16 protein-coding genes are annotated in these 13,416 nt (G+C 39.3%); 4 read left to right on the forward strand and 12 right to left on the reverse strand.

Features of this window, described 5'->3' with window-relative positions; translation table 11 throughout:
• Positions 1-116: 116 nt before the first annotated feature.
• Positions 117-362 (forward strand): hypothetical protein, encoded by a 246-nt coding sequence (locus ACIQXV_RS12325; protein ID WP_402959153.1) that lies wholly within the window; start codon positions 117-119, stop codon positions 360-362.
• Positions 363-398: 36 nt separating this feature from the next.
• Here ACIQXV_RS12325 and qoxD read toward each other — a convergent pair whose 3' ends face one another.
• The 9 genes from qoxD to ACIQXV_RS12370 all read right to left on the reverse strand — a co-directional run bounded on the left by qoxD (position 399) and on the right by ACIQXV_RS12370 (position 8,725).
• On the reverse strand, positions 399-683 hold the full coding sequence (gene qoxD, locus ACIQXV_RS12330; protein ID WP_402959155.1) for a cytochrome aa3 quinol oxidase subunit IV: 285 nt from the start codon (positions 681-683) through the stop codon (positions 399-401).
• A gap of 2 nt (positions 684-685) precedes the next feature.
• Positions 686-1,282 (reverse strand): cytochrome (ubi)quinol oxidase subunit III, encoded by a 597-nt coding sequence (locus ACIQXV_RS12335; RefSeq protein ID WP_402959156.1) that lies wholly within the window; start codon positions 1,280-1,282, stop codon positions 686-688.
• A 3-nt stretch (positions 1,283-1,285) separates the two neighbouring features.
• A complete protein-coding gene (gene qoxB / locus ACIQXV_RS12340) occupies positions 1,286-3,229 on the reverse strand; it encodes a cytochrome aa3 quinol oxidase subunit I (protein WP_402959158.1) in 1,944 nt (647 codons plus the stop codon).
• Positions 3,230-3,285: 56 nt separating this feature from the next.
• Positions 3,286-4,242 carry a cytochrome aa3 quinol oxidase subunit II gene (qoxA, locus tag ACIQXV_RS12345; RefSeq protein ID WP_402959160.1) on the reverse strand — a complete coding sequence of 319 codons (957 nt, stop codon included), beginning with the start codon at positions 4,240-4,242 and terminating at the stop codon, positions 3,286-3,288.
• A 288-nt stretch (positions 4,243-4,530) separates the two neighbouring features.
• Positions 4,531-5,238 carry a chitin disaccharide deacetylase gene (chbG, locus tag ACIQXV_RS12350; RefSeq protein ID WP_402959162.1) on the reverse strand — a complete coding sequence of 236 codons (708 nt, stop codon included), beginning with the start codon at positions 5,236-5,238 and terminating at the stop codon, positions 4,531-4,533.
• A 54-nt stretch (positions 5,239-5,292) separates the two neighbouring features.
• The gene (locus ACIQXV_RS12355) at positions 5,293-5,601 is read right to left on the reverse strand and encodes a PTS sugar transporter subunit IIA (RefSeq protein WP_402959163.1); all 309 of its coding nucleotides are present in this window, start codon (positions 5,599-5,601) and stop codon (positions 5,293-5,295) included.
• 14 nt (positions 5,602-5,615) lie between these two features.
• A complete protein-coding gene (locus ACIQXV_RS12360; RefSeq protein WP_402959165.1) occupies positions 5,616-6,932 on the reverse strand; it encodes a 6-phospho-beta-glucosidase in 1,317 nt (438 codons plus the stop codon).
• 117 nt (positions 6,933-7,049) lie between these two features.
• Positions 7,050-8,408 (reverse strand): PTS sugar transporter subunit IIC, encoded by a 1,359-nt coding sequence (locus tag ACIQXV_RS12365; protein WP_402959166.1) that lies wholly within the window; start codon positions 8,406-8,408, stop codon positions 7,050-7,052.
• 8 nt (positions 8,409-8,416) lie between these two features.
• A complete protein-coding gene (locus ACIQXV_RS12370) occupies positions 8,417-8,725 on the reverse strand; it encodes a PTS sugar transporter subunit IIB (protein WP_402959168.1) in 309 nt (102 codons plus the stop codon).
• Positions 8,726-9,022: 297 nt separating this feature from the next.
• On the opposite strand from ACIQXV_RS12370, the gene ACIQXV_RS12375 reads away from it, so the two are divergent.
• The 3 genes from ACIQXV_RS12375 to ACIQXV_RS12385 all read left to right on the forward strand — a co-directional run bounded on the left by ACIQXV_RS12375 (position 9,023) and on the right by ACIQXV_RS12385 (position 11,271).
• Positions 9,023-9,748, forward strand: a complete 726-nt coding sequence (locus tag ACIQXV_RS12375) for a GntR family transcriptional regulator (protein WP_402959261.1) — start codon at positions 9,023-9,025, stop codon at positions 9,746-9,748.
• Positions 9,749-9,871: 123 nt separating this feature from the next.
• Complete coding sequence (locus tag ACIQXV_RS12380; RefSeq protein WP_402959170.1) at positions 9,872-10,321, forward strand: S1 domain-containing RNA-binding protein; 450 nt, start codon at positions 9,872-9,874, stop codon at positions 10,319-10,321.
• Between the two features lie 122 nt (positions 10,322-10,443).
• Positions 10,444-11,271 carry a Cof-type HAD-IIB family hydrolase gene (locus ACIQXV_RS12385; RefSeq protein WP_402959172.1) on the forward strand — a complete coding sequence of 276 codons (828 nt, stop codon included), beginning with the start codon at positions 10,444-10,446 and terminating at the stop codon, positions 11,269-11,271.
• 81 nt (positions 11,272-11,352) lie between these two features.
• Here ACIQXV_RS12385 and ACIQXV_RS12390 read toward each other — a convergent pair whose 3' ends face one another.
• From ACIQXV_RS12390 to ACIQXV_RS12400, 3 genes are all read right to left on the reverse strand, one after another.
• Positions 11,353-11,523, reverse strand: coding sequence for a hypothetical protein (locus ACIQXV_RS12390; RefSeq protein WP_402959174.1), 171 nt, complete (start codon positions 11,521-11,523; stop codon positions 11,353-11,355).
• Positions 11,524-11,587: 64 nt separating this feature from the next.
• Entirely contained in the window at positions 11,588-12,514 is a 927-nt protein-coding gene (locus ACIQXV_RS12395; protein ID WP_402959177.1) for an ABC transporter permease subunit, read from the reverse strand.
• Complete coding sequence (locus ACIQXV_RS12400; RefSeq protein ID WP_402959179.1) at positions 12,515-13,363, reverse strand: ABC transporter permease subunit; 849 nt, start codon at positions 13,361-13,363, stop codon at positions 12,515-12,517. It lies immediately after the preceding gene.
• Between the last annotated feature and the right edge of the window lie 53 nt (positions 13,364-13,416).

The following is a 13,416-nucleotide window of genomic DNA, read 5'->3' on the forward strand; positions in this document are numbered from 1 at the left end:
GATTAACTGGCACTATTAAAAAATCCACCCTCAAAACTTTTTCAACCATTTATATAAATTAATTTTGACAATTCTGTGAACAAAGTGAATAATATATAAAAAGGGGGATGAGAAAAATGGAATCAAATGCAAAAATCTTGAATACTGTAAAGCTTTCTGGCAGTATTTTACTAACAATTGGAATTTTAACTTTTTTCTATAGTTCCTTTGTAAACGGTTACGGCAATTTAACTGGTATTTCCATTGGGATCATCATGGGTGCCGTTTTCATCTTTCTCATGGGTGTGTTTTTCGTGGCGACAGAGGAAATGCTGAAAACAGCAGATAAAGGAATTCTTTTAGAACCAACTAAAAAAAATTAGGAGCGCCACAATGGACGCTCCTTTTCATTTCTTCTATTATATATAACCCCAAATCATGCACAATAATGTACCGAAAACGGTCACCAAAGCAATAATAAGTCCGTAATAGACGTTTGTATAGATAGCTCCCTTATCTTTCGTTTCACCCGCGTGCATGAATACAACCAGCTGTACAGCAGCTTGAATGAAGGCTGTAACAAGGAGTAGTGTCATCCCGGTTGTCAGCGACATGTCTAAGAAATAAACTGCCAATGCGATGGTAGTAAGGAGTAAGGAAAAGACAAACCCCATTACCTGCTTCATCGGGAATAATTCTTTCATGTTTACATCATTCCTTTCAGATAGACGAAGCTGAAAATAAAGATCCAAACGACATCTAAGAAATGCCAGTATAGTGAAAAGATAAATGATTTATTTGCTGTTTCAGGGGTCAAGCCGCGCTTTTTCACCTGTAGAACGATAAATAATCCCCAGACTAAACCGAATGTTACGTGCGCTCCATGTGTTCCTAATGTTGTTAAAAGAATGGCAGTGAAGGCACTTGTTTGCAGCCCCGCACCAATGTGGACATAATGAACAAACTCAAATATTTCCACACATAAGAACCCAAGACCAAGGAGCAGCGTGACGGAAAAGAAAGCCATCATCGCTTTCTTATAGCCTAGACGCATTGCATGAATCCCAAGGCCTATCGTAAAACTACTCGTTAACAGCACGATAGTTTCAATTAGGACAGGCGTAATTTCAAAGATTTCTCCACCCGACGGACCGTTTCCCGTACGGTCCACTAGCGTGAAATAGGCTGAGAACAAGGTAGCAAAAAGCATAATTTCTGCTCCAAGGAAAATCCAAAAACCCAAAATTTTATTACTATTTTCTTCCGTACTATATTCAAGTGGCAGCGAGTTATCTATTTTCATTTGTTAAGCACCTCGCAAATTATTTTCTGTCTCTTCGATTTCTGCAACCGAAATGTAATGACCATGATCTTTTTCAAAAGAACGAAGTCCCATGCATACGAATATTCCAATTGTTGTTAAAATCAGCGGAATCCATAAACTGAATACAAAGGAAAATCCCCAAACGAAGAAGATACAGCTCATGATAAACGGTACACCGCTGTTATTTGGCATATGAATTTTTTCATATTCACCTGGGAATAACTCGTGACCGTGTTTCTTCGCATCCCATAATGCTTCAGATGATTTCACATGCGGCACAATGGCGAAATTATATGAAGGTACTGGCGTGTGTGTTGCCCATTCTAATGAACGTGCATCCCATGGATCTGCTGCAATATCCCTTGAAGCGTAGCGAGTACTGTAGTAGATGTTGTATACGATTAACGCAAACCCTACAGCAAGTCCGGCTGCGCCAATAAACGAAACCATATTCCATGGTCCGAAGCCGGTTGATGCGGAATATGTGTACATCCGGCGTGCCTGCCCATCCAAGCCAGAGAAAAACATTGGGACAAATGCCATGAGTGTGCTTATAGAGATAATCCATGCCGCCAATTTCCCGATTTTCTCATTCAACATAAAGCCAAACATTTTTGGCCAGTAGTAAGTAAGGCCTGCAAGCATGGCAAAAACAACACCAGGAATAATGACCATGTGGAAATGAGCAACTAAGAACATCGTGTTATGGTATTGGTAATCAGCAGCAGACATACCAAGCATAACCCCTGTTACCCCGCCAATTGTGAATGTCGGAATAAACAGTAAAGAATAAAGCATTGGCGTCGTGATCTCAATTTTTCCTTTCCAAAGTGTAAACAGCCAGTTAAATATTTTTACACCTGTCGGAACAGCAATCGCCATGGTGGTTATTGAGAAGATACTGTTTGTTAGTGCCCCTTGACCCATGGTAAAGAAATGGTGCGTCCAGACTAAGAATGATAATAGTGAGATAATCACCATTGAGCCGACCATTGATTTATAACCATATAGATTCCGACGAGCAAACGTTGAAATGACCTCACTATAAATCCCAAATGCCGGTAAAATTAGGATATATACCTCAGGATGTCCCCAAACCCAGAAAAAGTTCGCCCAAAGCATATCCATACCGCCATTCGTGGTGGTAAAGAAATGCGTTCCAAATAACCGATCCATGGTTCCCATTGCCAGTAATACAGTTAATACGGGGAACGCAAAAACGATGATTGCGTTCGTAACTAAGGAAGCCCATGTGAACATTGGCATTTTCATCAACTTCATACCTGGTGCTCTCATTTTAAGAATGGTGGTGATAAAATTGATCCCCGTCATTAATGTCCCAATACCGGCAATCTGTATCGCAATCATATAATAATTCGTACCAACTGATTCACTAAAATCGGTACCTGCCAGTGGGAAATACGAAGTCCATCCGGCGTCAGGTGAGCCTCCAATGACAAAAGAAATGTTGAAGAGCATCGCACCCATGAAGAATAGCCAAAAACTTAAGGCATTTAAGCGCGGGAACGCTACATCGCGCGCCCCAATCTGTAACGGCACAACAAAGTTCATTAATGCCATAATGAATGGCATCGCCATAAAGATGATCATAACGACTCCGTGTGTTGTGAAAATTTCATTATAATGCTGGGCATCGAGCAGCTTGTTTTCAGGTACAGCCAGCTGCGCACGCATCATAATCGCGTCTACCCCGCCGCGGAATAACATTAAAAGAGCAGATATTAAATACATAATCCCAATCCGTTTATGGTCAACTGTGGTTAACCATTCACGCCATAGATAACCCCATTTTTTAAAATAAGATAAACCGGCGATTATCGCGATAACTGTTAGACCAATGGCTACCATTGATGCGTAAATCACTGGACTTGGATGTGGGATGGCAAAGCGATCAAAGAAATCCATACTGATATGACTCCTTTCGAGAGTATTTTTTTCAAAGTTATTAAACTTTAAAACTATTAATGGTGATGTTGTCCAGATTCTGAATTGCTTTCACTTGCATGGTGATGCTGTTCAGATTCTGAATTGCTTTCACTTGCATGTTCATGTTTATCCGCATTCTCAGAAGGGGTTGACCCATGATGATGTCCGCCATTTTCCCCTTCCGGCGGCGGCAAAAATCCTAAATGCGTTCCAGTGTAAGTGGATTGCCCTAAGTGACCCGGTTCCAAGAGTTTATCAAATTTTTCTTCAGTCAGTGGTTTTGCTGTTTTCTTAACTTCTTTTACCCACTTAGCAAATTCATCTTCTGACATGGCCTTAACATTGAACGTATTTTCAGCGAATCCCTTCCCGCTAAAGTTTGCATTTCGTCCCATGTATTCTCCTGGTTCGTCAGCGGCTAAATGAAGCGTGTTGACCATGTCAGACATCGCGTATTTTTGACCTCCGAGTTGTGGAATCCAGAAACTGGTGATGGGTCCATAGGAATAAAGTTTAAATTCAATTGGCCTATCAGTTGGAATATACAAATAATTAACTGTTTCAATGTTTTCTTCAGGATAACTAAAATGCCATTTCCAATTCGAGGAGGAAGCATAAATAATTAATGGTTCTTTATCACCATACCCTGTCGGAGTGGCCTCCACTTTATAGTTGCTTTGAACAGACACAATTGAGAGGAAAATGACAATTAATACTGGAATCCCAACACAAATCGTCTCAACCAGCACACTCCCTTCAATATGGGGTGGTTCATAATCTTTCCTTTGTTTAGATGCACGATATTTTATCAGCATAAATATCAGGATGCCAAAAACAGTGAGAACAATAACCGACATGATCCCGATTGATAATATAATGTCCTTGGCTTGTGTTGCAGCCTGTGGCCCTTTCGGATCCAAGACCATTAATGGTTCACAACCCGTTAGCACAGTGGCTATAGTAAAAAACAACGTCAATAAAGCCCATTTCATTTTTGGATATTCCCCTTTCCATTATTCTAGAAAAACAATGCATACCAATTTGATATACGTTGTGATATAAATCACACTCTTTAGCTATATCTTAATATCAATTCTTTGGAAAAGACACCGAAAAACCGAATGTGTCACTGAATGTTCATAATCCCCTTTTCCGTAAAGAAATCTGATGCAAATCATTAGCTTTTTGAATGAAGATTTACTATCATAAGAAAGTTTAGTGTGAATTTGCAGAAACAAAAAAGGCCCCTTCTATTTGAAGGTACCTTTTTATTAATATTTTTATAATAAGATAATGTTTTCCTGCAATTTGGTTGATGTTAGAATCTCAAGTTCTGTTAATCTTTTAAAGGTATAAGAAGACATGCTTAATAGGGTATTATCTAAGTATGCCGGATGGCACATGATTTCAGCTGTTATTCCATCCTCTAAACGTGAGGAAAGGTTATAGAAATAATCTTCCTTTACGCCATCACTGTAAAAATCAAACAGGGAAATATCCGCGGTAGATTCTACTCCCTCAATCGGGATTTTACCATTTCGTCTTACCGGCAGCGTGAATTTTTTGGATAGTTGCTTAACAACTGGCTGCAGTTCTTTTAATGTATGGATATGGTGATGGCTATCAAGGTGCGACGGCTTCAAACCAGTTTCCAAAAATCGCTCAATTTGCGCCGACCATTCGTGTTCGATTTCCGTTAATGAAACCTTCGCCTTACTGCCTAATTCAGACAAAGATTTGAAAGAGCCATGTTCATTTACCAATGTTGAAGCGTTTTTGGTTAAAGGCCATCCGCAGGTAAGGACAAGGTGAATTCCTACTCGTAGGTTTTGATGATCTTTGGCTAGTTGAACCGCATGTTCTATCCAATCCATGTTCATCATCATTGAGGTGGAATTAACAATTCCATATTTATATCCGTCGATGATTCCATGGTTTACGCCAGGACTTAGACCGAAGTCGTCAGCATTTACAATCAATTTGATCATTTAACATCACCTGTTTAGTATTTGGGGATGATCTTTTCTTTGATTCTTGACAGATCATCGGAATTTCTCATATAATTCAACTATTTCTGAGGCCATGTCCTTAACGGTCATTGCATTCATTAAATGGTCCTGGGCATGAACCATTAACAATGAAATCTCCGTTTTTTCGCCTCTAATTTCGCCTTGAATGAGTGAGGTTTGGACATGATGTGCCTCATTCAAGGCAACCGCCGCCTCCTGCAGTTTTTCTTTTGCTTGTATAAAATCCCCTTGTTTTGCTGCTTGGATGGCCTCCATGGCTGCACTTCTCCCATTACCGCCATGGAGAATAATTTGAAAGATGATTGCTTCTAAACTTTCCATTTTTCCACTCCTCACTAGCTAAAAAACTGCGGTAAATACCTCTTGTGTGCTTCAAGCATTTCGTTTAAGATCATCTTCGCCACACGATCACTTGGTACAAGCGGGTTTATTGTCATTGCCAATAATGCCTTGCCATAATCACCACTGATAGCAGCTTCAATCGCTGTCCGTTCAAATGATTTAATTTGCTGGACCAATCCATTCACTGCGATTGGCAGCTCCCCCATTGTCAGAGGTTTTGGACCGTCTTTAGAAATCATACAACTGACCTCAACCGCCGAATCATAGGGAATACCCGTAATTGCCCCTTTATTCATTGTATTTACAGCCTGGATATCCCTCCTGTCAGTATAAATCGAGTGTATAAGTCGTACAGCCGACTCGCTATAATAGGCACCACCGCGTTTCTCTAAATGCGGCGGCTTAATAGAAAGATTAGGATCTTTATATAATGCAAACAATTCCTTTTCCAGTTTCTTGACTACCTCTGCACGTGTCCCACCTTCCTTGAAATTTTTCAATTCTTTTCCCAGCATTTCTCCTGATTTATAATAGTAATTATGATAGGGGCATGGGAGAACATCCAATGCCTTTAGGAAATCGGGCTCCCAGCCCATCGCATGAATATTTTTCATTGTAATGCTTTTTTCCGGATCCGTTAGTAAATCTATGACTTGATCCTTAACTGTAACCCCATCAACATAAACATTTAATCCAAACACCATATGATTCAATCCGGCAAAATCGATTCTTACACGATCATGATCAATGTCTAAAAGTTTAGCCACACCCATTTCCATTCCAATCGGCACATTACACAACCCGACGACTTTTTGAATATTGCTATAACGGAATACTGCTTCCGTCACCATACCGGCAGGATTGGTAAAATTGATCAGCCAGGCATTCGGACAAACCTCCTCCATCTCCCGGCAAATATCGAGGATAACAGGAATCGTTCTAAGTGCTTTAAATAAGCCCCCAGGGCCATTGGTTTCTTGACCAAGAACACCATGACTCAACGGAATTCGCTCATCTAATTCACGTGCAGCCAGCTGCCCGACACGGAATTGTGTGGTAACAAAATCAGCAGACCTTAATGCTTCTTTACGATCTAAACTCAAATAAATTTCAATCGGAATACCTGCCTTCTCCACCATTCTTTTTGCCAAATTCCCGACAATTTCAAGCTTTTCCTTCCCATCTTCAATATCTACCAGCCATAGTTCATGGATAGGAAGCTCCTTATGAAAGTTTATGAAACCCTCGATAAGTTCTGGCGTATAACTGGACCCTCCACCAATTGTTACTACTTTTAATCCCTTTTTCATCCAATCACTCCTCATGTTGTGACCCTTGAAAAATATGTAAACGACATAATCTAAAAAGAGCCCTGAAGGAGAATGAACGTGTTTCACTCAGGGCCCCACTGAATTATTTTGAGAAATTTAGTTCACAGTCGGCTCGGTTGACGTATTTTCCTTTGCTTTTCTTGCTTCAATTCTCCCCACTGCAATCACAAACGGCAGATAGATCAAGACAGAGATTAATAAATTTACCGCCGCTAGCACAGCACCGGAAATATGACCACCCGTTGCCAGCAGTCCCCCTACAATGGCCGGGGTTACCCAAGGAATATCCGCCACAACCGGATGAACTAAGCCTAAACTTATTGATAAATAGGCAACTACCGTCATAATGATTGGGCCGAGAATGAATGGAATAAACCAAATCGGGTTCAAGACAATCGGCAAACCAAATAAAATTGGTTCGTTAATTTGGAAGATTCCCGGCGGTGTCCCTAAAGCAAGGATTTGTTTATTCCTCTTCCTGCCGGCAATAAACATCGCAATAATGAGACCTAATGTCGCACCTGAACCGCCTAGGTAGACAAAGGCATCTAAAAAGGAACCTGCAAGGACATTATATTCACCCAAATCTTTCACACCTTGGGCATACATATTTACATTTTCTTGTCCAAGCTTGGTCATTAATGGTGTAGTAATGCCGCCAAGGATATTCGGCCCGTGTAAACCAAGAATCCAGAATCCATGCACAAGGAGAACGACGAGGATGGCAAATGGCATCGTATCAACCGCACCAGTAAGCGGTGTAACCAATACCTTATTGATCCAGTCGTTCAAGTATGCTCCATCACTGATAAATTTACGTAAAAGCAGGCCAAACAACCCGATTACAAAAATGGTCGTCATTCCCGGAATAAGCTTTGCAAAAGATCGGGAGACAGCAGGCGGAACACCTTCCGGCAGCTTAATCACCAAATACTTTACTTTTGCCAAGCGAACAAATATTTCCGTTGCGACAATCGCCACAATAATGCCGGTAAATAGGGCCGTAGCATTGAAGTAATTCCAGCTGATTACTCCCCACATCCCACCGGAAACAGCTTCCCCTCCCTCAGGAGTAATCGATACATTGGCAACTTGAGGAATCAATACAAAAAAGGATGCAGCTGCTACCAGCATGGCTTCAAAACCATCATCACCATAGGACTTTGCCAATTTATGGGCAATACCAAAAACAGCAAAGATCGTCATAAAGGCAAGCGTACCCCACCAAATATCTGAACCAAGGGTATTCCACCTTTCACCGAAAAGGGAAACCATTAAATTTTGATAATATTTTCCGATACCTGGTACTTGACCAAGGTTCGTTAATAATACGGATAAAGAACCGATCATCGTAATCGCAATCATCCCGACCAATGCGTCACGAATTGCAAGAAGATGCCTGTTGTTGCCGAGTTTATTGGCAAAAGGCATGATATATTTGTCAACGAAGCTCATCGTATTCTTCACTCCCCATTTAGTAGGTTAATGGCTTGCTTTAACACTTCGGCACCATTGCAAAGTCCATAATGTCTTGGATCTATCGCTGCAACAGGAATTCCTTTCTGTTCACCTGCCCTTTTTAGCTGGGTAAGCAGGTAACGAACCTGTGGCCCTAAGAGAAGTACGTCAGCTTCCCCTATTTTTTCGTTTACTTCTGTTGATCCAACTGCCCATATTTTGCAATCAATTCCTTGAGATTTTGCACTAGCTTCCATCTTGGAAACTAATAAACTTGTAGACATACCGGCAGAGCAGCATAAAAGAATGTTCATAATGACCCCCTTCATTTTAATGATAGCGTTTACAAAACATAAAATAATGGCAGACCAAATGTAACAATACAACAATGATTGCAAATGATCCTTTTGAGCGTCGGCTTCCTCCCCCTTAAAGGTGCAAATATAAGCCAAGTCGTAAGATTGTTTTAGCCTTATCATTGTATTAACTACTCTGACTATTTATCATCCTTTTTAAAAATTTGTGATGACAATTTTAAAAAAAGTATTTTTTAGTCATGACATTTCTAATTTGTGATTATCTATATAGTAGTAAGGGAGGATTATAAGTTGATGGAAGATATAAAAGACGGAAGCGCCCTCCATCTTCAGGTTAAGGACGCAATCATACAATTAATCAATAATGGAGAATATAAGCCGAATTCACAGCTGCCGACTGAGGCTGACTTTTGCGAAAAGTTTGGCGTAAGCAGGACAACAGTGAGAACAGCGCTCCAGCAATTAACGATAGATGGCTTTATTTTTCGAAAAAGGGGAAGCGGAACGTTTGTGTCGGGAAACAAGGTAAGACAAACCTTAACTACTACCGTTGACCATTTTTCCAAACAAATCACGATGCAAGGAAAAAAACCGCTCATTAAAGTGATAAATCTTGATGTACTGCCAGCAGACGAATTTCTAAGCGAGCAATTAAAGATAAAGGAAGGCGAGCCTGTTAATCTGCTTGAGAGAATCCGTTTTGTAAACGATGAACCCATTCAATTCGAAATGGCCTACCTCCCCTGGTATAAAACACCTGCTTTAAAAAGAAAAGGCTGTGAAAAATCATTATATAATCAATTGGAGAGCCAATTCGGCTTAAAAATAAGCAAAACAGTCGAAAGCCTTGAATTAATGATGGCTGACGATGAGTCAGCCGAAAAACTGAAAATCAATAAAGGTGATCCCTGTTTTCTCCTTGAAACCTTAGCATATCTAAGTGACGGTTCCATAATTGAATATTCAAGAACCATCTACCGCGGTGATTTAACGCATTTTGTCATTGAGCGGAATTATTAACCACCACTGGGATTCATTAATTCATTTTTTCAATCCGCTTCGAAAATAAAGGTGATATTCTTTTCAGCAAATATTTGTTATAATAAGGTGTCTTAAACATTATTGAGGGGGAACTATATTTCAATGTCAGTCGAAGTAGGTAGTAAAGTACAAGGTAAAGTAACAGGTATCACTAATTTTGGAGCATTCGTGGAATTACCGGGAGGCTCAACAGGTCTTGTTCATATAAGTGAGGTTGCGGATAGCTATGTAAAAGATGTTAATGATCATCTTAAAATAGGCGACCTAATCGAAGTAAAAGTAATTAGTGAAAAAGACGGAAAAACTGCCTTATCCATCAAAAAAGCGATAGATAAACCAGAAGGACAAACCTCTTCTTATTCACAACGCCCACCACGTCAGGGAAGAGTGGATAGCCGTTCTAAAGACTTTCGTTCAAAAGGTAATTTCAAACCGAAGGAAAGTTTTGAAGATAAAATGTCTAAGTTTTTGAAATCAAGTGAAGAGAGTTTATCTAGCCTCAAACGCAACACTGAATCAAAACGGGGCGGCCGAGGCGGAAGACGCGGATAACCTTCTGCGTTTTTCATAGATCATCATATAAATAAAGGCAAGCCTGCATAAACGGGCTTGCCTTTTACGTTAACAATGCAAGATAAAAGAAATGATACTTTGGAAAGGAAATTTAACAAACAATGAAATGCATATCAATAGATTTAGACGGTACGTTATTAAACTCAAAGCATGAAATTTCCCCAGAGAATGTGAAAGCCCTAAATGAATTACAGGAACAAGGCCATTGTCTTATTATGAACACTGGCCGGGCCTTTGCAGATGTGATTAAATTAAAGGCGATCCAAAATTTGGAGGTTCCTATTTTTTGTGTCAACGGTTCTGTCTTATACTCCAAAACTAGAGAGTTGTTGTTTGAAGCGACTCTATCAATTTCTATTTATAGAGAAATATTCTCGATATTAAAAAGATTAGGTGTTGGAATTCTTGTTTACACAAATCATGGAGGCTTCCCTTCCACATTGCCACCGCTACATGATAAACTAAGACATGAGCTTGATGTCCTTTTTCAAGAGTTCAATTATGATGAAATTCTTGAAAAAGACAATCTCAAAATCTACAAACTTATTGCTTTGGTTCACAATGACCAGCTCGAAAAAATTGCAGAAGTAAAAGCCGAACTAGCTGGTAAATTTCCGATTACGATGGCGTCTTCCTTCCCCAATAATATGGAAATCACATCAGGCGAGGCCCATAAAGGAAAGGCATTATTACGTTATCAGGACATGATGGGTCTATCCTTTGATGAAATTATTGCTTTTGGTGACGGCGGCAACGACCTTGCCCAATTTGAGGTAGCCAATACATCGGTTGCAATGGGAAATGCCCCATTCCATGTTCAGCAACAAGCTGATATCATCACCAAGACCAACGATGAAGATGGTTTTGCCTATGCTGTTCGTCATCTATTACCATTACTAAAAAGTGAAAAGGTTATAACCGTTAACTAACACTCAAGTTTGATGATTTAACTTGATTATTCACTGAAAAACGAGCCTCTCCAAAAACTTGGAGTGGCTCGTTGCCTTTTGCTAATATTTTGTTAATAGCTTCATGATTTCTTTTTTTCGATCTTTATCTTTGATTCTCGTTAAATCAAGGGCAACTTCATAGCCTTTATGTTTTGATCGTAACACTTCCTTTATCGCATTTTTCACACTATTCTCATCGTCAGTTACGGCAATTACTCTCCGCAGCATCATTTCTCCTCCCCAATTGGTTTTTTATCAGATGTAAACATTGAGTTAGCTTATCTATTCACTGCGTTCACCTTTTAGCTTGATTTACTTCCTTATTTTGAAAAAATGCTTTTACAGAATCGTTGATGAGGGCCACACTAATGGCTGTTAAAACAAAAAACATAATAGGCACTAAAATAATCCATTGATATGAAAAAATGTAGCTAATGCTGTCACCAATAACTCCTGACCATTCATACGAAATCGAGCGTGGTGGATCGTTGCTATCACCGTAGGCAATGTATGAGCCGCCAAAGAAAAGTTTCATAAAGCCAAGGTGGGCCAACAGCTGCAGGGCTTGGATAAATTGTTGCCCAAATAATAAAATCCACTTTTCATACACATGTGGGACGATATGCTTAAAAAAGATGCTTATTCTACGTGCCCCAAGTATTTTTGCAGCTTCTATAAATGGTTCTTTTTCCACCTGCCTCATTTCATCCGAAAGCTGAATCGTGAGGTTCGGGATGGCAATGATCACTAGAATAATCGTTTCAAATAACGCCCGCTGCCAAAAAGGAGTTTGAAACCCTTCAATTGGCATCCATAACACACTAACAAGGATAAAAAAGGCAATAATGGTTTGCGGAACCACTGAAAATGGTTCAAAGGTGCTTTTCAAAACGGAGTATATCCTAGGCTTTAATGGATAAATGAAGGCACTGACAATGATTGATAAAAACATCCTTAAAATGGTCACAACCAGGGTGATTCCGATTGTGTATTTTGCCCCCGCGATCATCATTTGCCCAAGATCATAACCTAGTTTATCAGACCCAAATAGAAAAACGGTTAATGGTGGATATGGCGGGGCATCCAGGAGATTTCCATTTTTATCCGTATGAAACCTTATTTGCTGGATTTCCCCCTTATTTATGATACTCCAAGAAAATAGCGTAACTAGAAATAGTACACTAACAACAAATCTTTTTCTTTTTAGTAAAAAAATAGCCATTTACCCTATATCCTTTCTGTTGTCAAAGCTGATCCATTCATAGATTCGATAGAGAATAAAAAATGGGACAAAGATTAAAATACAGCCGATAATAAATGGATCAATTCCGGTTAACATCACGCGGAGCAAGCCATTCATATTAAACAAGTAATCAACCACCAATAGGGTTGAAAGCATCGACCAGAAAATGGTTTTTGAGTTTCCAAACAATCCATCAGCGATATTTCTGAGGATATGAAAATTCAATATGTAAGGAAATGACAAACCTTTTGCTTTAGCTAAAGTAATATATTGTTTCTCCAGTTCTTCCTCAATGTGTAGGATCAGGACTTTTGTTATGTAAAAACTTATTGGAATACTTATGCTAATCACCGGCAGCAAAACGGTCTTTTCTCTAACCGAAACAACTTGAGCCAGTTTGATTCCAGTTTTTTGATAAATCAGAATGACTGCCATTTGTAATAAAAGAATAAACATTAAATCGGGGATTGATTCTGCTAACTCAAGTACATATTTAATAGCCTTTATTCTTTTTCGGAACAAGATCAGTGCTAGATATGTAATGAGAAAAGCAATCAAACATGCTGCCACGATTCCTAAACCAAGTATTTTCATAGACTCAAAATAGCGATCGAAAATAAACGGAAATAACGAATTGGTACCATCTGCTGTTAAAAAATCTCCTAAAGTAAACACCTTTATATTTAATTCATATATGGCATGACAATATGCTTTTATATCAATGGTTAGATTCGCAAATAAGACAGGAAAGGCAGTGATTAGAATGAGCACTTCTACACCGATGATACACTGCAAAAATATGGAACTAGTTTTTTTTATACCATTCATTTGGAATTCCTCTTCATCATTTTTTAAAAACAGTAAATACTCAGTAAATTTAT

Origin of the sequence: Neobacillus sp. NPDC097160 (genome assembly GCF_044762155.1) — a bacterium.
Lineage (GTDB): Bacteria > Bacillota > Bacilli > Bacillales > Cytobacillaceae > Neobacillus.

What these genes read in the sequence shown, in the direction of transcription:
- ACIQXV_RS12325 (WP_402959153.1), top strand. Translation starts at nt 117, where the DNA reads ATGGAATCAAATGCAAAAATCTTGAATACTGTAAAGCTTTCTGGCAGT.
- qoxD (WP_402959155.1), bottom strand. Translation starts at nt 683, where the DNA reads ATGAAAGAATTATTCCCGATGAAGCAGGTAATGGGGTTTGTCTTTTCC.
- ACIQXV_RS12335 (WP_402959156.1), bottom strand. Translation starts at nt 1,282, where the DNA reads ATGAAAATAGATAACTCGCTGCCACTTGAATATAGTACGGAAGAAAAT.
- qoxB (WP_402959158.1), bottom strand. Translation starts at nt 3,229, where the DNA reads ATGGATTTCTTTGATCGCTTTGCCATCCCACATCCAAGTCCAGTGATT.
- qoxA (WP_402959160.1), bottom strand. Translation starts at nt 4,242, where the DNA reads ATGAAATGGGCTTTATTGACGTTGTTTTTTACTATAGCCACTGTGCTA.
- chbG (WP_402959162.1), bottom strand. Translation starts at nt 5,238, where the DNA reads ATGATCAAATTGATTGTAAATGCTGACGACTTCGGTCTAAGTCCTGGC.
- ACIQXV_RS12355 (WP_402959163.1), bottom strand. Translation starts at nt 5,601, where the DNA reads ATGGAAAGTTTAGAAGCAATCATCTTTCAAATTATTCTCCATGGCGGT.
- ACIQXV_RS12360 (WP_402959165.1), bottom strand. Translation starts at nt 6,932, where the DNA reads ATGAAAAAGGGATTAAAAGTAGTAACAATTGGTGGAGGGTCCAGTTAT.
- ACIQXV_RS12365 (WP_402959166.1), bottom strand. Translation starts at nt 8,408, where the DNA reads ATGAGCTTCGTTGACAAATATATCATGCCTTTTGCCAATAAACTCGGC.
- ACIQXV_RS12370 (WP_402959168.1), bottom strand. Translation starts at nt 8,725, where the DNA reads ATGAACATTCTTTTATGCTGCTCTGCCGGTATGTCTACAAGTTTATTA.
- ACIQXV_RS12375 (WP_402959261.1), top strand. Translation starts at nt 9,023, where the DNA reads ATGGAAGATATAAAAGACGGAAGCGCCCTCCATCTTCAGGTTAAGGAC.
- ACIQXV_RS12380 (WP_402959170.1), top strand. Translation starts at nt 9,872, where the DNA reads ATGTCAGTCGAAGTAGGTAGTAAAGTACAAGGTAAAGTAACAGGTATC.
- ACIQXV_RS12385 (WP_402959172.1), top strand. Translation starts at nt 10,444, where the DNA reads ATGAAATGCATATCAATAGATTTAGACGGTACGTTATTAAACTCAAAG.
- ACIQXV_RS12390 (WP_402959174.1), bottom strand. Translation starts at nt 11,523, where the DNA reads ATGATGCTGCGGAGAGTAATTGCCGTAACTGACGATGAGAATAGTGTG.
- ACIQXV_RS12395 (WP_402959177.1), bottom strand. Translation starts at nt 12,514, where the DNA reads ATGGCTATTTTTTTACTAAAAAGAAAAAGATTTGTTGTTAGTGTACTA.
- ACIQXV_RS12400 (WP_402959179.1), bottom strand. Translation starts at nt 13,363, where the DNA reads ATGAATGGTATAAAAAAAACTAGTTCCATATTTTTGCAGTGTATCATC.